This is a genomic window from Sphingomonas alpina (assembly GCF_014490665.1).
Classification (GTDB): Bacteria; Pseudomonadota; Alphaproteobacteria; order Sphingomonadales; family Sphingomonadaceae; genus Sphingomonas; species Sphingomonas alpina.
Genome location: NZ_CP061038.1, coordinates 2,289,125 through 2,314,248 on the forward strand (window position 1 = coordinate 2,289,125; position 25,124 = coordinate 2,314,248).

The 25,124-nt window shown below is 64.5% G+C and carries 18 protein-coding genes and 2 pseudogenes; 14 read left to right on the top strand and 6 right to left on the bottom strand.

Features of this window, described 5'->3' with window-relative positions; translation table 11 throughout:
* The first annotated feature begins 172 nt into the window (after nucleotides 1-172).
* Nucleotides 173-1,498 carry a 30S ribosomal protein S12 methylthiotransferase RimO gene (rimO, locus tag H3Z74_RS10550; RefSeq protein ID WP_187763810.1) on the top strand — a complete coding sequence of 442 codons (1,326 nt, stop codon included), beginning with the start codon at nucleotides 173-175 and terminating at the stop codon, nucleotides 1,496-1,498.
* Between the two features lie 176 nt (nucleotides 1,499-1,674).
* Here rimO and H3Z74_RS10555 read toward each other — a convergent pair whose 3' ends face one another.
* Both H3Z74_RS10555 and H3Z74_RS10560 read right to left on the bottom strand, forming a co-directional pair.
* Nucleotides 1,675-4,056 (bottom strand): membrane-bound PQQ-dependent dehydrogenase, glucose/quinate/shikimate family, encoded by a 2,382-nt coding sequence (locus tag H3Z74_RS10555; protein WP_187763811.1) that lies wholly within the window; start codon nucleotides 4,054-4,056, stop codon nucleotides 1,675-1,677.
* A 212-nt stretch (nucleotides 4,057-4,268) separates the two neighbouring features.
* Nucleotides 4,269-4,532, bottom strand: coding sequence for a hypothetical protein (locus H3Z74_RS10560; protein WP_187763813.1), 264 nt, complete (start codon nucleotides 4,530-4,532; stop codon nucleotides 4,269-4,271).
* Between the two features lie 419 nt (nucleotides 4,533-4,951).
* On the opposite strand from H3Z74_RS10560, the gene H3Z74_RS10565 reads away from it, so the two are divergent.
* Nucleotides 4,952-6,352 (top strand): serine hydrolase domain-containing protein, encoded by a 1,401-nt coding sequence (locus tag H3Z74_RS10565; RefSeq protein WP_187763815.1) that lies wholly within the window; start codon nucleotides 4,952-4,954, stop codon nucleotides 6,350-6,352.
* The gene (locus tag H3Z74_RS10570; RefSeq protein ID WP_187763817.1) at nucleotides 6,349-7,731 is read left to right on the top strand and encodes a leucyl aminopeptidase family protein; all 1,383 of its coding nucleotides are present in this window, start codon (nucleotides 6,349-6,351) and stop codon (nucleotides 7,729-7,731) included. Before H3Z74_RS10565 ends, H3Z74_RS10570 begins: the two co-directional genes overlap by 4 nt.
* A gap of 343 nt (nucleotides 7,732-8,074) precedes the next feature.
* Here the strand turns inward: H3Z74_RS10570 and tpiA are convergent.
* Nucleotides 8,075-8,819: pseudogene (tpiA, locus tag H3Z74_RS10575) on the bottom strand (triose-phosphate isomerase).
* A gap of 177 nt (nucleotides 8,820-8,996) precedes the next feature.
* On the opposite strand from tpiA, the gene H3Z74_RS10580 reads away from it, so the two are divergent.
* Entirely contained in the window at nucleotides 8,997-10,940 is a 1,944-nt protein-coding gene (locus H3Z74_RS10580) for a peptidylprolyl isomerase (protein WP_187763819.1), read from the top strand.
* Nucleotides 10,941-10,944: 4 nt separating this feature from the next.
* Complete coding sequence (gene trpE / locus H3Z74_RS10585; RefSeq protein ID WP_187763820.1) at nucleotides 10,945-12,459, top strand: anthranilate synthase component I; 1,515 nt, start codon at nucleotides 10,945-10,947, stop codon at nucleotides 12,457-12,459.
* Between the two features lie 38 nt (nucleotides 12,460-12,497).
* On the opposite strand, the gene H3Z74_RS10590 is transcribed toward trpE, so the two are convergent.
* Nucleotides 12,498-12,908, bottom strand: coding sequence for a hypothetical protein (locus tag H3Z74_RS10590; protein WP_187763822.1), 411 nt, complete (start codon nucleotides 12,906-12,908; stop codon nucleotides 12,498-12,500).
* Nucleotides 12,909-13,198: 290 nt separating this feature from the next.
* On the opposite strand from H3Z74_RS10590, the gene H3Z74_RS10595 reads away from it, so the two are divergent.
* Genes H3Z74_RS10595 through moaC form a run of 4 tightly spaced genes read left to right on the top strand, consistent with a single transcriptional unit; the run spans nucleotide 13,199 to nucleotide 16,021 of the window.
* Nucleotides 13,199-13,783 (top strand): anthranilate synthase component II, encoded by a 585-nt coding sequence (locus tag H3Z74_RS10595; protein ID WP_187763823.1) that lies wholly within the window; start codon nucleotides 13,199-13,201, stop codon nucleotides 13,781-13,783.
* Complete coding sequence (gene trpD, locus H3Z74_RS10600; RefSeq protein ID WP_187763825.1) at nucleotides 13,780-14,775, top strand: anthranilate phosphoribosyltransferase; 996 nt, start codon at nucleotides 13,780-13,782, stop codon at nucleotides 14,773-14,775. Before H3Z74_RS10595 ends, trpD begins: the two co-directional genes overlap by 4 nt.
* Nucleotides 14,772-15,557 carry an indole-3-glycerol phosphate synthase TrpC gene (gene trpC, locus H3Z74_RS10605; protein ID WP_187763826.1) on the top strand — a complete coding sequence of 262 codons (786 nt, stop codon included), beginning with the start codon at nucleotides 14,772-14,774 and terminating at the stop codon, nucleotides 15,555-15,557. Before trpD ends, trpC begins: the two co-directional genes overlap by 4 nt.
* Complete coding sequence (gene moaC / locus H3Z74_RS10610; RefSeq protein WP_187763827.1) at nucleotides 15,554-16,021, top strand: cyclic pyranopterin monophosphate synthase MoaC; 468 nt, start codon at nucleotides 15,554-15,556, stop codon at nucleotides 16,019-16,021. The genes trpC and moaC overlap by 4 nt, the downstream gene beginning before the upstream one ends.
* A gap of 21 nt (nucleotides 16,022-16,042) precedes the next feature.
* Here moaC and H3Z74_RS10615 read toward each other — a convergent pair whose 3' ends face one another.
* Complete coding sequence (locus H3Z74_RS10615; RefSeq protein WP_187763829.1) at nucleotides 16,043-17,827, bottom strand: hypothetical protein; 1,785 nt, start codon at nucleotides 17,825-17,827, stop codon at nucleotides 16,043-16,045.
* A 231-nt stretch (nucleotides 17,828-18,058) separates the two neighbouring features.
* On the opposite strand from H3Z74_RS10615, the gene H3Z74_RS10620 reads away from it, so the two are divergent.
* Together H3Z74_RS10620 and lexA are read left to right on the top strand one after the other, a co-directional pair.
* The gene (locus tag H3Z74_RS10620; protein ID WP_187763830.1) at nucleotides 18,059-19,249 is read left to right on the top strand and encodes a molybdopterin molybdotransferase MoeA; all 1,191 of its coding nucleotides are present in this window, start codon (nucleotides 18,059-18,061) and stop codon (nucleotides 19,247-19,249) included.
* 57 nt (nucleotides 19,250-19,306) lie between these two features.
* The gene (lexA, locus tag H3Z74_RS10625; protein ID WP_187763832.1) at nucleotides 19,307-19,972 is read left to right on the top strand and encodes a transcriptional repressor LexA; all 666 of its coding nucleotides are present in this window, start codon (nucleotides 19,307-19,309) and stop codon (nucleotides 19,970-19,972) included.
* Between the two features lie 19 nt (nucleotides 19,973-19,991).
* Here the strand turns inward: lexA and H3Z74_RS10630 are convergent.
* Nucleotides 19,992-22,061 (bottom strand): annotated as a pseudogene (locus tag H3Z74_RS10630) (ComEC/Rec2 family competence protein); the annotation flags it as partial.
* A 115-nt stretch (nucleotides 22,062-22,176) separates the two neighbouring features.
* Here H3Z74_RS10630 and gltX point away from each other — a divergent pair.
* Genes gltX through H3Z74_RS10645 form a run of 3 tightly spaced genes read left to right on the top strand, consistent with a single transcriptional unit; the run spans nucleotide 22,177 to nucleotide 25,115 of the window.
* The gene (gene gltX / locus H3Z74_RS10635) at nucleotides 22,177-23,619 is read left to right on the top strand and encodes a glutamate--tRNA ligase (RefSeq protein WP_229727069.1); all 1,443 of its coding nucleotides are present in this window, start codon (nucleotides 22,177-22,179) and stop codon (nucleotides 23,617-23,619) included.
* 24 nt (nucleotides 23,620-23,643) lie between these two features.
* Nucleotides 23,644-24,927, top strand: coding sequence for a citrate synthase (locus H3Z74_RS10640; RefSeq protein ID WP_187763837.1), 1,284 nt, complete (start codon nucleotides 23,644-23,646; stop codon nucleotides 24,925-24,927).
* Nucleotides 24,924-25,115, top strand: a complete 192-nt coding sequence (locus H3Z74_RS10645) for a hypothetical protein (protein WP_315443047.1) — start codon at nucleotides 24,924-24,926, stop codon at nucleotides 25,113-25,115. The genes H3Z74_RS10640 and H3Z74_RS10645 overlap by 4 nt, the downstream gene beginning before the upstream one ends.
* Nucleotides 25,116-25,124 lie beyond the last annotated feature (9 nt).

Consider the following 25,124-nt stretch of genomic DNA (forward strand, 5'->3'; position numbering starts at 1 on the left):
GGAGCCGATCCTGTCGACCCCGTCTCCATCACTCTATCCGTTCATCTCGGGCGAAGTCGAGCAAGCTGGCCGTTCGCGCCACAATTTGCTGCCCGAACGAGCGACGAGCAAAGCGCCAAGAGATAGGGTCACTAGAAAATCCCGTCATAATCGCCTATGTGCCGCGCTTCCCATGGCAACAATCCTCCCCACCCCGCCGAAAATCGGCATGGTTTCGCTCGGCTGTCCCAAGAATCTGGTCGACAGCGAACGCATCCTGACCAAGCTCCGTTCCGATGGCTATGCCATGTCGCCCGACTATGCCGGCGCCGACGTTGTGCTGGTCAATACCTGCGGTTTCCTCGATTCCGCCAAGGAAGAGAGCCTGGAAGCCATCGGTGAGGCGATTGCCGAGAATGGCCGCGTGATCGTCACCGGCTGCATGGGCAAGGAAGCCGAGACGATCCGTGCGCGCTTCCCCAACGTTCTCGCCGTCACCGGCGCGCATCAATATGAGGAAGTGGTCGGCGCAGTCCATGAGGCGGCGCCGATGCCGCCCAGCGCCTTTCTCAACCTGGTGCCGGAAAGCGGCCTGAAGCTCACCCCGCGCCATTACAGCTATCTGAAGATTTCCGAAGGCTGCAACCACCGCTGCTCTTTTTGCATTATCCCGTCATTGCGCGGCGACCTGGTCAGCCGGCGCCCCGACGCGATCCTGCGCGAAGCCGAAAAGCTGATCGAGGCGGGCACCAAGGAACTGCTGGTGATCAGCCAGGACACCTCGGCTTACGGCGTCGATATCCGCCATCAGCCGCGCCAGTGGAAAGGTGAGGAAGTCCGCGCCCATATGACCGACCTGTCGCGCGAGCTGGGCAAGCTCGGTGCGTGGGTGCGGCTGCATTATGTCTATCCTTATCCGCATGTCGACCAGGTCATCCCGCTGATGGCCGAGGGACTGATCCTCCCCTATCTCGACATCCCGTTCCAGCATGCCAGCCGCAATGTGCTCAAGCTGATGAAGCGCCCGGCAAACGAGGCGAAGGTGCTCGAGCGAGTCAAGAACTGGCGCACCATCGCCCCCGACATCGCGATCCGCTCGACCTTTGTGGTCGGCTTCCCCGGCGAGACCGAGGATGATTTTAAATATCTGATGGACTGGCTCGAGGAAGCGCAGCTCGACCGTGTCGGCGCTTTCCGCTTCGAGCCTGTAGAGGGCGCCGCGGCCAATGCCCTGCCCGACCAGGTACCCGAAGAGATCAAGGAAGAGCGCTACGCCCGATTGATGGAGCTGACCGCGCGGATTTCTGCCGACAAGCTGCAGGCGAAGATCGGCCGAACGCTTGATGTGATCATCGATGCAGTGGACGAGGACGGCGCGACCGGCCGCTCGAAGGCCGATGCGCCGGAAATCGACGGCGAAGTGCATCTGCGCGATGCAGGGCATCTGAAACAGGGCGATATCGTCAGCGTCGAGATCGAGGATGCCGACGAACATGATCTGTTCGGGGTGCCGGCCTAAACCCCAGCGTCACCCTAAACCAATTTGGCACTCATCCCATCGGCGAAGGGATCGGCTTAAATTGAGAGCAATCCCTCTTTGTGCTCCCGCGAAGGCGGGAGCCCAGGCTGGGTTCCCGCCTTCGCGGGAACACAAGAAGAGATAGGCGCCAAACAAATTCAGCATGACGTTGAAAATCAGCTCTTCGGCAAGGCATAGGCGACCAGAGAATCCCCGATCGGCGTTTCCATGAAATGGTGCCCGCCGGCCATGATCACGAGATATTCGCGTCCGCCCTGTTCATAGACCATCGGCGTCGCCTGCCCGCCCGCCGGCAGCACATCGGACCATACGACCTTGCCGGTGCGCATATCGATTGCGCGGATCAGATTGTCGGTTGCCGCGGCAACGAACACCAGTCCGCCCGCAGTCACCACCGATCCGCCATTATTGGGCGTGCCGATATTGATCGGCAGCATCGATGGAATGCCGAACGGCCCATTGGTGCGCGCCGTGCCGAGCGGGCGATCCCAGATCGTCTTGCCGGTGCGGATGTCGATCGCTCGGATCCCGCCATAAGGTGGTTGCTTGCACAACAGGCCAGTGAACTTCATCCGCCAGCCGGCATTGACGTCGACCGCATAGGGTGTGCCCGCCTGCGGGTCGCCCGCACCTTCCGCGCCCGGGGTCGGACCACCGGCCTGCTCGCGCGTCTTCCAGCCGCGCTGGTCGGCAATCTTGCGCGGCACCAGCCGGACATGGTTGGGCATGTCGTTGTAATTGGCGATGATCACGCCGCGCTGCGGATCTACCGTAATGCCGCCCCAGTCGCTGCCGCCATTATAGCCGGGATATTCGACGGTATATTTGCCGGTCTCGGGCGGGGTGAAATAGCCGGCATAGCGCGCCTGGCGGAACTGGATGCGACAGATCATCTGATCGATCGGCGACATGCCCCACATATCGCGCTCGGTCAGCGGGTCCTTGCGCAGTGTATGCCACAGTGAGACGATCTGCGTCGGCGAACGCTCCGCCGGCTCGATCCCGCCCCCGGGCGCCTTGATCGTGCCGATCGGGGTCAGCGGCCGGCCGGTCCGGCGATCGAGCACATAGATATCGCCCTGTTTTGACGGCAGCAGCAACGCCGGCACACCGGCATAATCGATCAGCGTCGCCTGACTTCCGAGATCATAATCCCACACATCCTTCTTCACCGTCTGAAACGACCAGCGCGGCTTGCCCGTCGCGACATCGATCGCGACCAGCGAATTGGCGAAGCTGTTCTCGATCGGCGTGCGCAGCGAACTCCAATAATCCACTGCTGAATTACCGAGCGGCAGATAGACCAGTCCGAGCGCCTCATCACCTGAAGCGGTGGTCCACATATTCGGGGTACCGCGCGACCATTGCTGGCCCGCCGGCGGTGCACCGGTCCAGTCCGGCTTGAGCATGTCCCAGCCCCAGCGCAGCGCGCCGGTGACCGCGTCATAGCCCTGGATCACACCTGACGGCGCATAGCGTTCCTGCCCGTCCAGGATCTGGTGTCCCGTCACCACCACCCCACGCACGATCGTCGGCGGCGAGGTGATCGAGACCAGGCCGGGATAGACTTCGCCCATGCCGATCTTGGTATCGACCTGGCCATTGGTGCCGAAATCGGCACACGGCTTGCCGGTCGCAGCATCGACCGCGATCAGTCGCGCGTCGAGGGTGCCTTCGATGATCCGCGTCGCGCAGGCCTGTCCGACGGTCGCATTGGGCACGGCATAATAGCTCACCCCGCGACATGCCGCGGTATAGGGAATCCATTTGTCCGGTACCTTCGGGTCGAAGCGCCATTTCTCCGCCCCGGTCGCGGGATCGAGCGCGATCATGATTCCCTTGGCCGAGCACATATACAGCGTATCGCCGATCTTCAGCGGCGTCGTCTCCGCGCCATACATCTTGGCCGCATCGGGCGTGGCCGGCATGTCGCCGGTATGTGCCAGCCAGGCACGCTTGAGCTTGCCGACATTGGAGACATTGATCTGCGTCAGCGGCGAGAAGCGGCGCGCGCTATAGGTGCCGCCATAAGCGGGCCAGTCCGCACCGACCACCTGGCCGGAGCTGTCGGTCATGCCCGGCGCCGCTTGAGACGGCAGCGCTGCCCTCACCGGGGATTGCGCGCTCGATCCGATCACCACACCGCCGATCACCGCGACGAGCAGCACGGCAGCGGAAGCGCCCAGCCCGATCCGCCAGCGATTGGCCGCCTGGCTCAGTGTCGGCATCACCAGCAACACCGCGAACAGCAACACCAGCGGCGCGATCACGCGCGGTACCAAAGCCCAGGGGTTGGTGCCGACCTCCCAGAAGGCCCAGAGCAGGGTCAACACGAAGATCGCAATGTAGAGCCACACGCCGGCCATGCGCCCGCGAATGAGCTGCACCCCAGCGGCGAGCATCGCCACGCCTGTCACGAGATAATATAGCGATCCGCCCAGCACCGCGAGCCAGGCGCCACCGATGGCGAGGACCAGTCCGATCAGCCCGATCACGAACCCCAGGATCATGGCGGCCCAGCTGCGGCGGTTCGGCATGGCGAATGTCCTTGATCGAGCGTGCGGGGATCAAACGAAAAGGGACAATAACAGTTCCCTATTTCACGCCGCCAAACAGGCTGATCGAGAACGCTGTACTGCCCGTTATGAGACGCATCGGTCGAGCCCCGGGCCGAATCCGTCGGCAACGGAAACGCAATGAAGGGAGACGGCATCCCGAGATGCTGTCTCCCTCCACCACAATGGGTGGCTCAACCCTTGTTCGTTAATCCACCTATGCCGTCGACAATGCTGCCGACCAGGATACCGCCAGCGAAAGCGGTAATCGTCGTGGCGAAGAAACCGGCGTCACCGATCACCGGCTTGAACACCGCCACCGCGATAATCCCGCCGACCGCGCCGGCAATGCTGACGATCCACCACCAGGGGTCAGGCTGCGGCGGCCGCGGCCCGCGCCACCATCCGGGCCATTTCGTCCCGCACCAACCCATCATCGCCAAGAATGCATATTCCATGACAACCTCCCTGCCTTGGTGAGCATCGACTTGTCTCTGCCATGCCCCGGGGAACATCATCCTCTCATTCGAGAGCGATTCAAGGAAAGTTTCCACCGATCTGGTGTTGATTTGCACATTACTTGTAACTTCTCTTTGGGTTTGGCCAACTTATCTTTTCTTCGACATTCAACTTACTATACCCACAACGACCGCTGCTCGCTGCGATAATGGCGAAAGGTCAGCCACCAGGCCGCAGAACCAGGCAGATGACGCAACGTGACGGTGTGATCCAAATCTCCTGCCCCTCTCGTTATGGGCGGATACCGGGACAGTTGCCTGGCATCGCCAGCATTCGCTGTCCGGGCAGTATCGCATGGGACTGGAAGCGGACGTGCGGCTCGTGCATCTATGCATTCCGCTCTTCCCAGAGGATCATGATGACGCTTCGCCCGCTGCTCTCCCTCGCTTTGCTGACCGCCGCGCCCGCCGCTTACGCTCAGGCCCTGACTCCGGCCGAAACGACCCAGATAGACTCGCTCGTGACCGAGACGCTCGCGAGAACCGGCGCACCCTCTGCGTCGGTCGCAATTGTGCGGGGCAGCCAGATCGTCTTCGCCAAGGCCTATGGCAAGCAGTCTGAGACCATGAAGGCGGCGAATGCCGATGCGCCGTACCAGATCGCATCGGTGTCGAAGCAGTTCACCGCGGCGGCGCTGTTGCTGCTCGAAAATGAGGGAAAGCTCAGCCTCGACGACAAGGTCTCGAAATATATCCCCGACATCACTGGTGGCGATACCATCGCGCTGCGCCAACTGCTCAACCATACCTCGGGCCTGCAGGACTATTGGCCGCAGGATTACAGCTTCAAGGCGATGGCGACGCCGGTAACGCCGCAGGGCATCGTCGATCGCTGGGCGAAGAAGCCGCTCGATTTCGCACCTGGCGCGCAATGGCAATATTCCAATACGGGCTATGTCGTCGCCGGCATGATCGTCGAAAAAGTCTCGAGCGAATCCTTGTTGTCCTATCTCGACCGCAAGATCTTCAAGCCGCTCGGGATCAAGGCGATCGATCAGGACCTGGCGGTGGGCCCGGGCTATCCGCAGGGCTATGGCCGTAACGCGCTCGGCCCCGTTCGCGTCGCGACACCCGCCGCGCATGGCTGGCTGTTTGCGGCCGGCGAATTGTCGATGAGCGCGCGCGACCTCGCCAAATGGAATGTTGCGCGCCTCAATCGCGCCATCCTGCCACCCGAGGATTGGGCGGCACAGGAAACCGCCGTGCGGCTGACCGACGGATCGACCAATGGCTATGGCCTGGGCGTCTCGACCGGCAATTCGAACGGCCGTCGCTATATCGAGCATAGCGGCGAGGCAGTCGGCTTTCTGAGCGAAAATATCGTCTTTCCTGACGAGAAGGCAGCGGTGACCGTCCTGGTCAACACCTGGTCCGGCGACGCCTATCAGGAGATCGCCCAGCGCATCATCAAGACCGTGCTACCGCCGCCTCCCGCCGATGCCGCGGATAGCGCTGCGATGAAGAAGGTTCGCACCATATTCGACCAGCTCCGCGACGGTACGCTCGATCGCGGCCTGTTGACGGAGGATGCGGATTTCTATTTCACGCCGGTCGTACTGGCCGATTTCAAGGCCAGTCTCGCGCCACTCGGGAAGATCAGCGACTTCACCCAGATGGGAAAGTCACGACTGCGCGGCGGCTTCGTCAATCGAAATTTCCGCGTCACCTTTGCCGATCGCGCCGTCGGGATCAGCACCTATGCCGAACCGGGCGATGGGGGTCGGATCGAACAATTCCTCGTTGCGCAGGTACAGAAATGACCGACTTCGCCACTCTGCTGCAGCCGGATCGCGGCCAGGCGGCTCGCACCATTCATGTCGTCCATCCCGACGCCTTCGCCGACTGGCTCGCCAGCCAACCCGCGCGTGTGCGAACAGCGGTCGCGGCGCACCGCCTGACCGGTAAGGCGGGCAACCGCGCCGTCCTGCCGGGTGACGGGGCCGAAGACTGGTCGGTGCTGCTGGTGTGCAACGAGGCGGCCAGTTCGCCATGGCGGATCGCCTCGCTCGGCGAGTCGCTGCCCGAGGGCAGCTACAGGCTCGCGACCGGCGAACCCGGCGCAGGGATGCTCGGCTGGATGCTCGCGCAGCATCGCTTCGAGCGCTATCGCAAGCGCGAGGCGATCGGCCCGCGCATCCTGCTCACCGGGGAACCTGCGAGGATCGAGGAGACCGTCCGCCTCGCCGCCGCCACGGCACAGGTCCGCGACTTGGTCGACACCGCCGCCGCCGACCTCGGCCCGGCTGAACTGGAGGCCGAGGCTGCAACGCTGGCCAAGATGCACGGCGCGACGCTGACCGTGACCAGGGGCGAGCCGCTCGCCAAGGGCTATCCGATGATCCAGGCGGTCGGCCAGGCGGCCGCCAAGGGGCGCGAACCACGACTGATCGAACTCGAATGGGGCGACCCGAAACATCCTCGCATCGCGTTGATCGGCAAGGGCGTGTGCTTCGATTCCGGCGGGCTCGACATCAAGCCGAGCGCCGGCATGCGGCTGATGAAGAAGGATATGGGCGGTGCGGCGCACGCATTGGCACTGGCCGGGCTGGTGATGGCCGCACGGCTTAAGGTTCGCCTCCATCTGCTCATTCCGGCAGTCGAGAATAGCATCGCCGGCAATGCGTTTCGCCCCGGTGACGTGCTCGCGAGCCGCAAGGGCCTGACGGTCGAAAACACCAACACTGATGCCGAAGGCCGGCTGGTGCTTGGTGATGCGATCACCAGGGCAGCCGAGGACAAGCCGGAATTGATCATCGATTTCGCCACGCTGACCGGCGCGGCGCGCGTCGCGCTCGGCCCCGACCTCCCGGCGACCTTCGTCAATGACGAGCCGCTGGCCGAGGCGCTATTCGCAGCGGCTGCCGAGGTCGGCGATCCGCTCTGGCGCATGCCGCTATGGGACGGTTATGACGAGTTGCTCAAATCCGACATCGCCGATCTGGTCAATTCGGCCGACAGCAGCTTCGCCGGCGCGACCACCGCAGCCTTGTTCCTGCGTCGCTTCATCCCCGAAGGGACCGCTTGGGCCCATCTCGACACCTTCGCCTGGCGGCCATCGGCCAAACCGGGGCGCCCCAAGGGCGGCGATGCGCTTGGCCTCAGGGCAACCTGGGCGCTGCTCAAAACGCGCTATGGGTAAGCGATAGCGGTTCCGAAACGGATCGCCAGCCAGCGCCGGCGGTGCCGATTCAACCCTGGAGCGAGTCATGACAGCGTTGCGCCGGACGGGATGCCAACGGCGCTCCGCCCCGCTCTTTGACATGACCGGTAAATATCGCGCGTTTTCGCGCCCGCTGTTTTGATCGTAACAGCGGTCAGCTCACCCCTGTTATTCCGCTGCTCCACCCCTGTTCCACCCCTGTTAACGAACACAGCGGAAGAGGGGTCAAGCCCTTGTGAATGGGCTGAAAATTGGCGTTCCAAATCCAACATAACAGGGGTGAGGTTTTTTTGTCGAAATAACAGCGGAAAACAGCGGTCAATTACAGTGCCGCCCCGGCTTCGATGATCGGCACGAATTTCGCTGCCGTCAGGCTCGCCCCGCCGACCAGTGCGCCATCGACATCGCCCGCACCGAGCAGCTGGCCTGCATTGTCGCCCGTTACCGAACCGCCATAGAGCAGCCGTACCGCATTCGCCTCATCACCGATCAGCGCGCGCAGCTTTACGCGGATCGCACCGTGCATCGCCGCCACATCGGCGATGGTCGGCGTCCGCCCGGTACCGATCGCCCAGACCGGCTCATAAGCGATCGACAACCAGGTTGCGCCAGCACCTTCGGGCAGAGACCCCGCAAGCTGCCCCGTCACCACCGCCTCGGCACGCCCGGCGTCACGTTCCTCCAGCGTTTCGCCAACGCACAGGATCGCGTCCAGACCCTGGCGGTGCAGTGCCTCGGCCTTGGCCTTCACCTCCGCATCGCTTTCATGCTGATCGGCTCGGCGCTCGCTATGGCCGACGATCGAGAAGCGCGCGCCGGCCTCGCGGATCATCGCCGCCGAAACGCACCCGGTATGCGCGCCCTTGTCGGCAGCATGGACATCCTGCGCGCCGATCGCGAGATCGGGGCCGCGCCCGGCCGCCGCAATCAGCGTTGCCGGCACCGCAATGCCGACATCGACGCCCGGATGGGCCAGCGCCACAGTGGCGATCGCGTCGAGGCTCGCTCAGTGCGGCGAGATCGCCGTTCATCTTCCAATTGCCCGCGATCAGCTTGCGTCGTGTCATCTGTGCCCTCCAAAACCTTCTCCGCCCGATAGAGCGCTCCCGCGTGACTCCACAAGCCGTCTCCATCCGGCCCGTCTCCATCGACCCGACGCCATTGGCCGACTGCACACGCTTGAAGCCGCGCGATGCTGCCCGTAAAGCAGTCGCAATTCCGCGCGTTCAACAGATCGGTTCCTCATGCTCAGCCTTATCCGCCGCCTGATCAATTCAAAGGTCGGCCTGATCATCACCTTCGCCTTTCTCGCGATCATCGGGCTGGCGTTCGCGGCGACCGACATCAATGGGCTCAATTCGGCGGCGACGCCGACCGGCGATACCGTGGCGACGATCGGAAAGCGGAAGCTTACCGAGACCGAACTCAGGTCACGCGTACAAAGCGAAATGGAGAATGCCCGCCAGCAGCAACCCGGCCTGGACATGATCAGCTTCGTCAACAACGGCGGACTCGACGGCAGTCTGAATCGTACGATCGATGGCTTGGCGCTCGAGCAATACGGCCTGGCTCAAGGCATGGTGGTGAGCAAGCGTGCGATCGATGGTCAGATCGCAAGCTTTCCTTCGCTGCAAAGCCTGGACGGCAAGTTCAACCAGAAACTCTATGAGCAATTGCTCGCCCAGCAGCGGCTGACCGACCAGCAGGTGCGCGCCGATATCGCACGGTCGATAATCGGGCAGCAGCTCATGGCGCAGATGGGTCGCGCCAATCCGGTGCCGCTGCAACTTGCTTTGCCCTATGCTTCGTTGCTGCTCGAAAAGCGCGAGGGTCAGGTCGGCTTCATTCCGACCCGCGCGATGGCCGAGGGCGCGCCGCCGACCGATGCCGAGGTCGCGACCTTCTACAAGCGCAACATCGCCCGTTACACCGTCCCCGAACGACGCGTGATCCGCTACGCCATCGTCACCCATGACCAGCTCAAGGGATCCACGACGCCGACGGAGGCAGAGGTCGCCGCCGCTTATCAGGCGCAACGCGCCAAATATGCGCCGACCGAGAAACGCACGCTCGTCCAGGTCATCCTCGCCGACCAGGCATCGGCCAACGCCCTTGCCGCCAAGGTGAAGGCAGGCACACCGATCGAAACCGCCGCGCGTGCCGCCGGGCTTGAGCCGGCCACGCTGACCGCGGTTGAGAAGGCCACTTATGCTGGGCAAAGCTCAGCCGCTCTTGCCGACGCGGCTTTCGCCGCCGCCAAGGGCGCGGTCGTCGGACCGTTGCGTTCGGCGCTCGGCTTCGCGGTCGTCCGCGTCGATGCTATCGAGCAGGTCGCGGGCAAGACGCTGGAACAGGCCAAGCCCGAACTCATCGCCGCGCTGACCAAGGACAAGACCGCCCGGGCGCTCAGTGCGATGCATGATACAATCGACGAGGCGATCGCCGACAAGGCGACCTTTGCCGAGGTCGTTGCCGATCAGAAGCTGACCGCGCAGGTCACTCCTGCATTGCTGTCGGACGGACGCAACCCCGATGACGCGACGGTCAAGGCGGCCCCGGATTTCCTGCCGGTGGTCGCCGCAGCCTTCGCCGCGGAACAGGGCGACAGCCCACAATTGGTACCGATGGACCAGGAAGGCGGCTTTGCAATCGTCGGCCTGGATCGCGTCGTTCCGGCGACCGCACCAGCGCTGGCGCAGATTCGCCCGGCCATCGCGCGTGACTTCGCGATCGACCGCGCCCGGGTCGCCGCACGGAAGATCTCCGCCGATATCGTCGCCAAGATCAACAAGGGCACGCCGATCGCGCAGGCCTTTGCGCAAAGCGGTGTGAAGGCGCCCCCGATCCAGCCGATCAACGCCTCGCGCGCGCAGCTGGCCAGTGCCGGCCGCAATGTCCCGGCTCCGCTCGCCTTGATGTTCAGCATGACGGAAAAGACCGGCAAGCTGCTCGAACTGGGCAATAACGAAGGCTGGGCGATCGTCTATCTGAACCATATCGAACGCGGTAATGCCGCGAACCAACCGAACATCGTCCAGGCGACCCGCGCCGATCTCGGCAAGGTGCTCAGCAATGAATATGCCGAGCAGTTCGTCGGGGCCATACGCCGCCAGGTCGGCGTGAAGAAGAACGACAAGGCGATCGCCACGGTCCGGGCGGCGCTGACCGGCCAGGGCGGCGCCAATTAAGCCTGTGGGGTCCGGCAGCGGGTCCGATCCTGCCGGCGCGCTCGCAGCGGGCCGACCGGCTTTGGTGTGGCGCCGGCAGATCGCCGACACCGAAACGCCGGTCGCCGCCGCGCTCAAGCTGATCGAGCCGGGGCGCGGTGACTTCCTGCTCGAATCGGTCGAGGGCGGCGCGATCCGCGGCCGGCACAGCCTGATCGGCCTCGCCCCCGATCTCGTCTTCCGCGCGGAAGGGAACCGGGCGGAGATCAACCGCCATTGGCTCACCGATCGCGACGATTTCGTCGCCTGCGATGCTCCCACGCTCGATGCGTTGCGCGCGCTGGTCGCCGATTGCCGCATGGACCATGTGCCGGCCGAACTGCCGCGCGCGCTTGCCTGCCTGGTCGGCTATTTCGGCTATGAGACCGTACGACTGGTGGAGAAGCTTCCGCGCCCCGACGCCGACCCGCTCGGTCTGCCCGACATGATGTTCGTGCGCCCGACCATCGTGCTGATCTTCGACCGGCTGGCCGATGCCCTGTTTATCGTCGCGCCGGTCTGGCCCGATGCCGCGCGCGATCCCGCGGCGATCATCGCCGAGGCCGAGGAGCGGATCGACATGGTCGCCGCGCGCCTGGCCAGTGCCGGACTGCCGCCCCCGGCGCGCGCGCTCGACCTGCCCGAGGTCACGCTCGACCCGGTCCTGCCGTCCGGCCGCTATGGCGAGATGGTTGCCCGGGCGAAGGATTATATCGTCGCAGGCGACATCTTTCAGGTCGTCCTCGCGCAGCGCTTCACTTTGCCCTTCGCGCTGCCGCCGATCGAACTGTACCGGGCGCTGCGCCGTATCAACCCCTCTCCCTTTCTCTATCATCTCGACCTGCCCGGTTTCGCATTGACCGGCTCCAGCCCCGAAATCCTCGTCCGCGTCCGCGATGGTGAGGTTACCATTCGCCCGATCGCCGGCACCCGGCCACGCGGAAAAACCGCCGGGGAAGACCAGAACAACCGCAGCGACCTGCTCGCCGACCCCAAGGAACGCGCAGAGCATCTGATGCTGCTCGATCTTGGCCGAAACGATGTCGGCCGCGTCGCGGATGCCGGGACGGTCACCGTTACCGACAGCTACACCGTCGAATTCTACAGCCATGTCATGCACATCGTCTCGAACGTGGTCGGGCGACTGGGCAAGGATCACGACGCGATCGACGCGCTCCTTGCCGGCTTCCCCGCCGGCACGGTCAGCGGCGCGCCGAAGGTCCGCGCGTGCGAGATCATCGCCGAGCTCGAATCGGAGAAGCGCGGCGCCTATGCGGGCGGCGTGGGCTATTTTTCACCCGACGGCTCGATGGACAGCTGTATCGTGCTCAGAACGGCGATCGTGAAGGACGGCATGATGCACGTGCAGGCTGGAGCCGGCATCGTCGCCGACAGCGACCCGGCCTATGAGCAGCGAGAATGCGAGGCCAAGGCCGGCGCCCTGCTTGCGGCTGCCCGCGAAGCGATCGCGCGCGCCAGCGAGGCTGGCTTCGGCCAATAGCTGCCACAGCTCGTTGCGACGCTATCGGTAGCCCCCTGTCAGGGAACGCTCGATTCGAGCCTTTTCTTCTCCACCTTCTCCGCCGTGTATTCACGCAGCATCTTCGTGACACAGCCAGTCTGACCGCCGGTACCGACCGGCGAACAGGTATTGGGCAATCCGCCGGCGACGCGGCCAACCTCGTCGATTGTCGCGGCGCGATTGACCCAGCTCTGATTGGCGGCGTCCGGTTTCGATTCGCGGAACTGTTTCGGGATACGATACGGCTCATCCAGCGTCCCGCACACGACGATCTCGTCATCTGCCGCCGGCGGGCATCGCTCGCCCTGGTTGAGCTGCACATTGCGAATGCGCTTCAACGGCTTGCTGGCATCCTCCGCCGGCTTATCCTGGGCAACGAGCGCCGCAGGTAGGGCGAGCAACATAAACGCAATGGGAAAACGGATCATCGGTTGCGACTCCTGTGGCGGTATCAACGTCCGCCAACGCCAATTGCTCCACCCTGTATGAGCCTCCTCTACCCTGATTGGGGCCAAAAACGGGCAGCGTACGCGTTATCTCGCCAATAGAACGACGCGACGAGACAATACATCATCCTCAGGGAAGCTTTTTCGGCATCGCGCCCCCTCACCGCCAGCCGATTCGCGCCACTGTTCCGCTATCGATCGCGGCGGAGTGACGGTCGCGCGACGATCGGTGCCGATTGTCGTAGTGACGCAAACACGCTAGCGGCGCGTGCATGATCCTGGTCATCGACAATTATGACAGCTTCACCTGGAACCTGGTCCATTATCTGATGGAGTTGGGTGCCGAGGTGAAGGTCGTGCGCAACGATACGCTCACCGCCCGCGATGCGATTGCAAGCAATGCCCAGGCGTTTCTGATCTCGCCCGGCCCCTGCACGCCCAATGAGGCGGGGATCAGCCTCGATCTGGTCGCGGCCTGCGCCGAGGCGCACAAGCCCCTGCTCGGCGTATGCCTGGGTCACCAGGCGATCGGCCAGCATTTTGGCGGACGAGTCGTCCGCGGCGGATTGATGCACGGCAAGACCTCGCCTGTCAGCCATGACGGCACCGGCCTGTTCAAAGGACTGCCCAGCCCGTTCACTGCCACGCGCTATCATTCGCTGATCGTCGAGGACACGCCCGACGGCCTGCTCGTCAACGCCACCGCCAGCGACGGATCGGTGATGGGCGTCCGCCATGCCACGCTGCCAATCCACGGGGTCCAGTTCCACCCCGAGAGCATCGCCACCGAACACGGCCATGCCCTGCTCGCCAACTTCCTGCGGCTGGCCGGCATCACGGTAAAGGCGCTGGCGTGACCGCCGTCGTCCTGCTGCCCGATCCCAGCTCACCGCTGTCGCACGAATCCGCAGCACAAGCCTTTGCCGACATTCTCGATGCGCGGACTTCGGAAGAGGCTGTGGCCGACTTTCTTATCGCGCTCACCGAACGCGGTGAGACCAGCATCGAGATCGCCGAGGCCGCCCGCGCGCTGCGCGCCCGCCTGATCCCGATCGCTGCGCCAGCCGGGGCAGTCGATGTCTGCGGCACCGGCGGCGATGGGCACCATACGCTCAACGTCTCGACCGCCGTGTCGCTGGTCGTCGCGGCGTGCGGCATCCCGGTCGCCAAGCACGGCAACCGTGCCGCCTCCAGCAAGGCCGGCGCCGCAGACACGCTCGAAATGCTCGGCCTCGACATGGAGCGCGCCGGGCGCTTGGCCGAAGGGAGCCTGCGCGACATCGGCATCGCCTTCCTGTTCGCGGGCAATCACCATCCGGCGATGAAGCGCATCACTCCGATCCGCAAGAAGATCGGTCGCCGCACCATCTTCAATCTGATGGGCCCACTCGCCAATCCCGCGCGGGTCGGGCGTCAGCTGATCGGTATCGCCCGCCCCGACTACGTCCCGCTTTATGCCGGGGCGCTCGAACAACTCGGCACCGAGGCTGCGCTGGTGGTTTCCGGTGAGGAAGGGCTCGACGAACTGTCCGGCGCCGGCCCAAGCATCGCCGTCAGCGTCGGCAGCCTGAACATGCCGGCCCGTATCGCGCCAGAAGATGCAGGCCTGCCGCGTCACTCGATCGCCGCGATCCATGGCGGCGACCCGGCCTATAATGCCGCAGCGTTGCGTCGCCTGCTTGCCGGCGAGACTGGCGGCTATCGCGACGCCGTATTGCTCAACACTGCCGCCGCGCTGATGGTCGCGGGCCATAGCGACACGCTGACCGACGGCGCGGACGCCGCTCGCGAGGCAATCGATTCCGGCCTGGCCAACGCACTGCTCGATCGCTGGATCGCTTATTCATGACCGATATTCTCGACCGCATCCTCGAAACCAAGCGGGCTGAGGTCACCGCACGCAAGGCGACCACGCCGCTGGCGGATCTCGATGCGCGGATCGCCGAACAAACGCCGCCGCGTGGTTTTCGTGCCGCGCTCGACGCAAAGGCCGCGGCCGGTCATGCGCTGATCGCCGAGATCAAGAAGGCCAGCCCGTCCAAGGGGCTGATCCGCGAAGACTTCGACCCACCCGCTCATGCTCGCGCCTATCAAGCCGGTGGCGCGGCTTGCCTGTCAGTGCTGACCGACGAGACCTGGTTCCAGGGTGCCGATTCCTACCTGACCGCGGCGCGCGGCGCCTGTACCCTGCCGGTGCTTCGCAAGGATTTCATGGTCGATGCATGGCAAGTGCCGGAGGCACGCGCGATCGGCGCCGATGCGATCCTGCTGATCATGGCCGCGCTCGACGACACATTGCTTGCGGAAATCGAAGTTGCGGCATTGGAATGCGGCATGGATGTGCTGGTCGAAGTTCATGACGCAAAGGAACTCGACCGCGCGATGAAGCTTAAATCCCGGCTGATCGGCGTCAATAACCGCAACCTGCGGGACTTCACGGTCGATTTCGCCCGCACCTACGAACTGGTGTCGAAAGCGCCCGCCGGCTGTACTTTCGTCGCCGAAAGCGGGTTGACCACGCGCGCCGATCTCGATGCAATGGCCGAACGCGGCGTCAAATGCTTCCTGATTGGCGAGGCGCTGATGCGCCAGCACGATGTCGAGGCCGCGACCAGGGCGCTGATCGGGTGACCGGGCTGACTCATCTCGATGAAGCCGGAGCCGCGCGGATGGTCGATGTTTCAGCCAAGCCTGTCACGGCGCGCGAGGCGATCGCCACCGGACGCATCACCATGTCCCCCGCCGCGGTCAGCGCGATTCGCGACGGCGCGGCCGCCAAGGGCGATGTGCTCGCGGTCGCGCGGGTCGCCGGCATCATGGCGGCCAAGCACACCAGCGACCTGATCCCGCTCTGCCATCCACTGCCATTGTCGCGCGTCACGATCGAGTTGAAGATCGACGAAAGCGGCGTCGAGGCCATCGCCACCACCACGACCGACGGCAAGACCGGCGTCGAGATGGAAGCACTCACCGCCGTCTCCATCGCGCTGCTGACGATCTACGACATGGCCAAGGCGATCGATAAGGCGATGATCATCGACAGTGTGCGCTTATTGTCGAAGACCGGCGGCAAATCCGGCAACTGGTCGGCCTGATCGGCCGACCAGTTACGCCGATTACCGGGGATCACGGCCCCGGCCACCAGGGCCGCGATCGGGCCGCGGCGGTCCTGCCGAAGGCGCGGCAGATAACGGCCGTGTTGCGGCACGCGCCTGCGTCTGCGCCGCGCGTGCCTGGGCTTGCACCTGCTGCCGTTGCGCCTGAGCAGCGCGAGCCTGCCCCTGAGCCTGTTGGCGCTGCGCCTGAGCTTGGCGCTGTTGAGCTTGTCCCGCCTGACGTTGCTGAGCTTGCGCAGCGCGCTGCTGTATTTGCGCCTGGCGTTGCTGCGCCTGGCCCTGTTGTCGCTGCTGAATCTGGACAGCGCGCGTTTGCGCTAGCGCCTGGCGACGCTCCTGGGCCTCGACCGCCCTGGCCTGACCCCGGCGGCGTTGCTCGACCTCGGTCCGCTGCGCCGCAACCTGGCCTTGTCGACGCTGCTGAAGCTGCGCCGCACGCGCCTGCGATTGAGCCTGCTGGCGTTGGCGTGCCTGTACCGCGCGGGCTTGCTCGTCATTCCGTGCCTGGGCGCGCCTGGTCTGTTGCGCGACCCGAGCCGACTGATCCCGATCGATCGCGATGTAGCGCCGTTGCATCGCCACCGCGCGCGCCTGCCGATCGCGTTGCGCGACTTCGCCCGCCGCGATCTGTCGCGCTCGCTCGCCTTGGCGCCGCGCCGCCTCGGCACGCTGGGCCGCCTGAATGCGTTGGCCCTCGGCGTTGTCGCGTTCCCGCAAGCGCAATTGGCTCTGCTGCTCGGCGAGCGCGCGTCGTCGTTCGATCATTGCACGCTGCACTTCGCTGCGATCGTCGACCGGTCGTGTCGCCAACATAGCGACACGGCGGCGCTCGACAGCGGCCGCGCGCTGGCGCTCGCCTTGATCACCGGCAAAACCGCGCGCGGCCGGTGCGTAACGATTGGCGTCACGCGCCCAGGGCGCCAGTGTCCAGGCGGCTGGAATGGCGCGTGGCGGTGGTCGCGTGCTGAATCGCTGATCGCGCCATGCGTCGTAGCGCACGGTATCCGCACGACGACGCACTTGCTCCTGGCCCCAGTGGCGCTGCTGCCGTTGGACCACGCTGGCGTGATAGCGCTGCCAATCGGCTTCACGCGACCGCGCCGCGGCCCAGCGCGCCTGCGTCGCGGAAATGGCATTTTGGCGAGCCGCCCAATTGGCCGCGATCACCGGGCGGCGCTGGTGCGACGAGCGGTAGAGATCGCGGCCTCGCGCATAATAGCGCGCGGCATAGTCCTGGCGTGGTCCATAGGCGGCGTAAGGCAGGATCGCCCCGCTGGCGGCATAGACCACTGCGAGTTGCCCATTATCATAGCCGTACCCATAGTCATGGTCGCGCACGAAATAGGGCGATACGGCACCCGGCCGGTAATAATAATAGCGATAGCCGTCATCGATCGGTTCGGCGAACGCGATCGAATCGTCATACCCCTGCCAGGCCCATGGCTCGACATCATCATAGTCGAAGCCATAATCCGGTGGTGCATCGCCGATTGCGTCGGCAAATCCCCGGGCATCGTCAGCATAGGCATAGGATTGGCCCGGATCGGCCAGTTGTACCACCCGGATTGGCTTGGCTGCAGGAAGTGCGGCAGCCGCTGCGGCGGATCGAACCACCGTCGCCCCGCCCGACGCGAGGGGCAAGGTGGCCGGCAATTCAGGCAGTTGAGAGGCGACCTTGCTCTCTTCGGTCGCCGCCTTTGGGTTACAGCCGGCAAGGGCCAGCGACGCCGCGATCGCAATGACAGCGCTCGCCTGGCGAACGCGCTGGGAGATTTTCATGGTCATGGCATCCAACTCCTTGATGCCCCCCAAAGCGTAGACGATGGACCAACGTTCCTGAACCCGCTGTGGCAGCGTCGTTCATCGAGGAGTCGGTCGATAAGATTGCCGGGGAAGAGAATCCGTCTGTCCCACCAGCGCCAAATGTGACAGCGTTGGTTTCATGCTCCCATTCACTTTTCACCGTTACCGTCACCCGTCGAGGGAGGCCGAACGGCAGATCACGCGCCTCACCACATGATTCCCAAGCCCCTTCTCCCCGTCACCGAGGCTCAGTCGCGACTCCTCGCGCTCGTCGCCCGGGTCCCCAGCGAGACGCAGCCGTTGCGCAGCGCGGCTGGCCGCTGGGCTGCCACCGATATCCTTGCACGGCGCACCCAGCCCTCCACCGATCTCTCGGCGATGGACGGCTATGCGATCCGCTTCGGCGACCTGCCAGGCCCCTTCGCGCTGATTGGGGAAAGTGCCGCTGGCCGCCCCTTTTTCGGAATCGTCGGTACTGGCGAAACCGTCCGCATCTTCACCGGCGCGGCCATGCCCAACGGCGCGGACACGGTAATGGTTCAGGAGGAAGCCGGTCGTGACGGGGACATCATCAACCTGACCGGCGAAGGGCCGCACAGGCTGGGTGGCAATATGCGCGGCAAGGGCCTGGATTTCTCAACCGGCGATGTGCTGGTACGCCATGGGGAACGCCTCACCGCCGCACGGATCGCACTCGCGGCAACCGCCGGGCACGGCACGCTGGCGGTCAACCGGCCGATCCGTGTCGCCATCGCCGCCACCGGCGACGAACTTGTCCCGCCCGGGGGCCAGATTACCGGCGCGGATCTGCCCGAAGGTAATGGTGCGATGCTCGTCGCATTGCTCGCCGACCTGCCGGTCGAGACGATCGACCTCGGCATCCTGCCCGACCGGCTCGATGTAATGACCGCAGCGTTCGGCCAGGTCGATGCGGATATTCTGGTCACCACCGGCGGTGCCTCGGTCGGCGATCATGATCTGGTCCGCCCCGCGCTGGAGGCAGCAGGGGGCAGCGTGGATTTCTGGCGGATCGCACTGCGCCCCGGCAAGCCGATGATGGCCGGGCGGATCGGCGAGACCGTGGTGCTCGGCCTGCCCGGCAACCCGGTATCGGCATTCGTCACCGCGATGTTGTTCCTGCGACCGCTGATCGCCGCCATGGCCGGAGCCGCCAACCCATTGCCCGTGACGACGACCGCCACGCTTGGCGAACCTCTCCCCGCGAATGATCATCGCCAGGATTATCTGCGCGCGGAATCCCGCGATGGTCGAGTCTTCGCCTCCACCATCCAGGACTCGTCGATGCTGCTCACGCTTGCGCGCGCGGACTGCCTGATCGTCCGTCCGCCCCATGCGCATGCCGCTGCCGCGGGAGATATGGTCCAAGTGTTGCGCATCGCTTGACAATCCAACGGAACATTGCGACAACGTTCCCAGTCTGTTCCGACGAAGGATTTACGGATGCTAACGCGCAAACAGCATGAGCTGATCTGCTTCATCAACGACCGCCTTGCCGAAACCGGCGTATCGCCTTCGTTCGAGGAAATGAAGGAGGCGCTCGACCTCAAGTCGAAGTCGGGCGTGCACCGCCTGATCAGTGCGCTCGAGGAACGCCAGTTCATCCGCCGCTTGCCCAATCGCGCCCGCGCGCTTGAAGTGCTGAAGATGCCGGAACGCGGCGACGCCGCGCGCAAGACGCCTGTCACTGCACCCAACATCCGTACCTTGCCCGAGCCCGCCAACGATGTGATCGAAATCCCGCTGCACGGCCGCATCGCCGCCGGCGTGCCGATCGAGGCATTCGAGGGTCATTCGATGCTCGCGGTGCCCGCGGCGCTGCTCGGCAATGGCGAACATTATGCGCTTGAAGTGTCAGGCGATTCGATGGTCGAAGCAGGAATTCTCGACGGCGACTATGCACTCATCCGCCGCGCCGATACCGCGCGCGACGGGGAAATCGTCGTCGCGCTGATCGAGGAGAGCGAAGCGACGCTCAAATATTTCCGCCGCGAGGGCGCAATGGTTCGGCTCGACCCGGCGAACCGTGCCTATGATCCCCAGCGTTATTCCCCCGCCCAAGTCCGCGTTCAGGGTAAGCTCGCCGGCCTGTTGCGCCGCTACGATTGATATCCGCGCCGGGGTTCCGCCACGGATGGCGGTCGCCCGGCCGGTAAACGGTGGTGATTTTGCCGTTGGATAGCGTGATCGCCACCCCACCTGTCTGCGCCAGGGTCGGGCGATCGAGCTTCAGCCAGCGCGGTGTGCAGCCTTGGGGCAAGCGCCGTTCGCTGACCACGATATCGGCGCCCCGGCATGCCGCGATCAGCTCGCGCGCCGGGACCAGATAAGCACTGCGCGTGGCGAGGATGCGCCAAGTTCGCCCTCCTACCTTGCGCTCGGTCAGGCACAAATCTCGATTGCACCGTGCTTCGGGCTGATCAGCCAGTAGCAGCGGCGTGCCGTCGACACCGCCATTTTCCGCCAGCATGTCCGACGTATAGTCGCCGACCCGATCGCGCAGCAGCGCCAGCCCTCCACGCGCCGTCCGCACCGCGACATGCCGCCCATCCCCCGTTACCAGCAGATCTGGTGCCGGAGTCATCAGCGCCCAGACGACCCCGGCGATGAGAGGAGCGAATCCCAACCGTCGCCACCGCGTCCGCCACAGCGCGACCCACAAGCCGCCGATCACGATCAGGGCATAGGCGATATCCGGCATGGCCGGCAGTGCCGCCACGGCCCCCGGCAGGCCCGCGGTCGTCCTCGCCAGCCAAAGCAACAGGTTCAGTGCTCCCTGGGTCAGCCACCACAGCGGCGCCCCCAGGCCGACCAGATCGAACAATAACGCCAGCGCTTCGAGCGGCATGACAATGAAGGTGGTCCAGGGAATAGCGACGATATTTGCCGCCGCACCGTAGAATCCCGCCTTGTGGAAATGAAACAGTGCGATCGGCATCAGTGAGAACTCAACCGCCAGCCCGGTGAGCACCAACGAGCCAAGGTTACGCCTGATCTTGGCGACCAAGCGTTCGTCGCGGGGCGCGAACCATGCCTTGATGCGCGGATGCTCGTGCAGCGCGATAATCGCCGTAATCGCGGCAAAGGAAAGCTGGAAACTGGGCCCCGCCAGCGATTCCGGCCACAGCAGCAGCACGACCACCGCACCTGCCGCGACCAGTCGCAAGGTCATCGCTTCGCGGCCCATCGCCAGCGCGGTCAATACCAGCAGCGCCGCAACGCAGGAACGGATCGTCGGCACCTGCGATCCGGTCAGGAGGGTGTAGCCGATCGCTGCCGCCGCGCCCGCCGCCGCCGCGATCAGCGGCAATCGGAAGCGCAGCGCAAGCCATGGGCTCAGCGCAAGCAGGCGCAACACCACCAGCATCGTCGCCGCCACGACCGCCGTGATATGCAAGCCGCTCACCGACAGGAGATGCGCCAAGCCGGAGCGTCGCATTGCCTCGGCGTCCTCCTCCGCGATCGCGCCCTGATCGCCAGTCGCGAGCGCGCTGGCGATCCCGCCCGCGCTACCCCCGACGCGAGACTGGATATGCCGCGACAACCGGTCGCGCAGCCCCGCCCCTGGCGCATCGCCCGGCGTCACGATTGTGACCGGCGCAAATCCGCGCCCTGTACCGCCAATCTCGTCGAACCATGCCACGCGCGCATAGTCATAGGCGCCCGGCACGGCGGGCTGCGGGGGTGGCATCAGTCGTGCCTGCAATCGGATCGTCGCACCGCGCGTCAGCCCGGCCGGCACATCGGTTTCGGCGAGATTGGCCCGTACATGTGCGGGCAGCTGGATAGCACGACCAAACCGGTCCGCTGCCTGATCGACGACCCGGATCGTCGCAAGCCGCAATCGCACCAGGTCGCGGGCCGCGAGCGGCTCGATCGTTTCGACCCGTGCTTCGAACGTCGTGATCACCGGCCGCGTCAGCACAGCGCCCGCCGCATCGTTCGCCCGCCACCAGACAAGGGAAAGGCCAAGCGCCATTGCCAGCACGCCAACGCCCAGAGCATGCCCTGCCCTGCCCCCGCGCCCCACCGCAAACGCCAACAGAGCGATCGCGATCATCGCCGTCAGCGCCGTACCCCATGACAATGGGTCGGGCAGCACGAACCAGAGAGTAACACCCGCCCCGATTGTCACTGGCAGCCACAGCACCAACTGGTCGCGTTCCGCCTCGAGCCAGCGCTCTAGCGCATCGCGCATGGACGCCATACCTGCGCCCAGGCCGATTTGAAGCGGCCAAGGTCGCGTGCTAGGGGCGTGGTCGGCTGAACTGGCCATCTGATTTCAATTCTGAAAGGATGCGCGCTTGAGCGCAATTACTGATGCCGCCGCTCCGGGCGTTTCGGCGGCTACCCCGGTGCCCGGGCAGGTCGTGACTCGTTTCGCACCATCGCCGACCGGCTTCCTGCATATTGGCGGCGCGCGCACCGCGCTGTTCAACTGGCTGTTCGCAAAGGCGAGCGGCGGCAAGTTCCTGCTGCGGATCGAGGACACCGACCGCGCGCGCTCGACCCAGCCGGCAATCGACGCAATTCTCGATTCGATGACCTGGCTCGACCTGAATTGGGACGGCGAGGCGATCTTTCAGTTCGAGCGCGCACCGCGCCATGCCGAGGTCGCACATCAACTGCTTGCCTCGGGCCATGCCTATAAATGCTATGCCACGGCCGAGGAGCTGACCGCGCTGCGCGAAAGCCAAAAGGCCGCCAAACTGCCCATGCGCTATGACGGCCGCTGGCGCGACCGGGACGAGAGCGAAGCGCCGGAGGGCGCACCTTATGTGGTGCGGATCAAGGCGCCGAAGGATGGCGCGACGACGATCGTCGACCAGGTACAGGGCTCGATCACCGTGCAGAATGCCGAGCTCGACGACTTTGTCCTGCTCCGGTCGGACGGCACGCCGACCTATATGCTCGCAGTGGTGGTCGACGATCACGACATGGGCGTCACCCATGTCATCCGCGGCGACGATCATCTCAACAATGCCTTCCGCCAGCTCGCGGTGATTCGCGGCATGGGCTGGCCCGAGCCGATCTATGCCCATGTGCCAATGATCCATGGTTCGGACGGTGGTAAATTGTCCAAGCGGCATGGTGCGGTCGGGGTCGATTCCTATCGCGACGAACTCGGCATCCTGCCCGAGGCGCTGAACAACTACCTGCTCCGGCTCGGTTGGGGGCATGGCGATGACGAGATCATCAGCCGCGAACAGGCGATCGAATGGTTTACTCTGGACGGCGTCGGAAAATCACCAAGCCGGTTCGATTTGAAAAAACTTGAGAACCTGAACGGTCATTATATGCGCCTCGCCGACGATGCGCGGCTGGCTGATATGGTGGCCGGACGACTCGACTTCGAAGTCGATGACCGGCAGCGCGATCTTTTGCGTCGCAGCATGGCGGCACTGAAGCCGCGCGCTGCCAATCTCGTCGAGCTGACGAGCGGTACCGCCTTCCTGTTTCGCACCCGTCCCCTTGAAATCGACCATTCCGCGGCCGATCTCTTGACCGCCGACGGGCGCAGAATTCTCGCACTTGCACACAGCAAGCTTGACGCGCTCGACGGCTGGGATACGGAGAAACTCGAAGACGCGGTTCGGCAAGTTGCCGACGAAGCGGGGACGAAGCTGGGTCAGGTCGCGCAACCGTTGCGCGCGGCATTGACGGGCAAGAAGACCTCGCCCGGGATATTCGAAGTGCTCGACCTGCTCGGGCGTGACGAAAGCCTCGGCCGGATCGCCGACCAGATGGCCAGCTGAGCCGGAACGTAAAGGACCTATTCGATGAGCGACACCGCAAAGCTGAGCGTTGGCGGCAAGGATCTGGACTATGCCGTGATGCCGGGCACAGTCGGCCCCGATGTCATCGACATCCGCAAACTCTATGCCCAGACCGGCAAGTTCACTTACGACCCGGGCTTCACCTCGACCGCCAGCTGCGATTCCGCGATTACCTATATCGACGGTGATGAAGGCGTGCTGTTGCATCGCGGCTATACGATCGGCGAATTGTCCCGGCAGTCGAGCTTCATGGAAGTGTCGTACCTGCTGCTCAACGGCGAATTGCCGACCAAGGACGAGCTCGACAATTTCAGCTACACGATCAGCCGCCACACCATGGTGCACGAGCAACTCGCGACCTTCTATCGCGGCTTCCGCCGTGACGCGCATCCGATGGCGGTGATGTGCGGCGTGGTCGGCGCTCTCTCGGCCTTTTATCATGATTCCGCCGACATCACCGATCCGCGCCAGCGGATGATCGCCAGCCACCGGCTGATCGCTAAGATGCCGACGATTGCCGCGATGGCGTATAAATATACTGTCGGGCAGCCTTTCCTCTATCCCGACAACTCATTGTCCTACACCGGCAATTTCCTGCGTATGACGTTCGGCGTGCCGGCTGAGGAATATGTCGTCAATCCAGTGGTCGAGCGCGCGCTCGACCGGATCTTCATCCTCCATGCCGACCATGAGCAAAACGCCTCGACCTCGACCGTGCGGCTTGCCGGTTCGTCGGGCGCCAATCCGTTCGCCTGCATCGCCGCCGGCATTGCCTGCCTGTGGGGCCCGGCGCATGGCGGCGCCAATGAAGCCGCGCTCAACATGCTGCGCGAGATCGGCACGGTCGACCGGATTCCGGAATATATCGCCCGCGCCAAGGACAAGAACGATCCGTTTCGCCTGATGGGCTTCGGCCACCGCGTGTACAAGAATTACGATCCGCGCGCGACCGTGATGCAGGAGACGGTACGCGAGGTCCTCGGCGAACTCGGCGTCACCGACCCCGTGTTCGACGTCGCGCTGAAGCTTGAAGAGATGGCGCTCAACGACCCATATTTCATCGAGAAAAAGCTGTTCCCCAACGTCGATTTCTATTCCGGCGTGATCCTGTCGGCGATCGGTTTTCCGACGACGATGTTCACCGCCCTGTTCGCGCTTGCCCGCACCGTCGGCTGGGTCGCGCAGTGGAATGAGATGATCGCCGATCCGGAACAGAAGATCGGCCGCCCGCGTCAGCTTTACACTGGTCCGACGCAGCGTGACTACGTCACCGTGGACAAGCGTTGATCAAAACCGCATTGCGGGCCGGCGGCGTCCTGGTGACGCTGTCCGGCCTGTTCTTCTGCGGTCAGGGCCTCGGCCTCATCATGTGGCCTGCGCAGAGCTTCATGCTCGCGCAGGGCCAATGGGCGATCTACGGCGCGATCATTGCGCTGTTCGGGATCGGGTTGATCGTCTTCAGCCGGCGTTTCTGAGCCGGACGA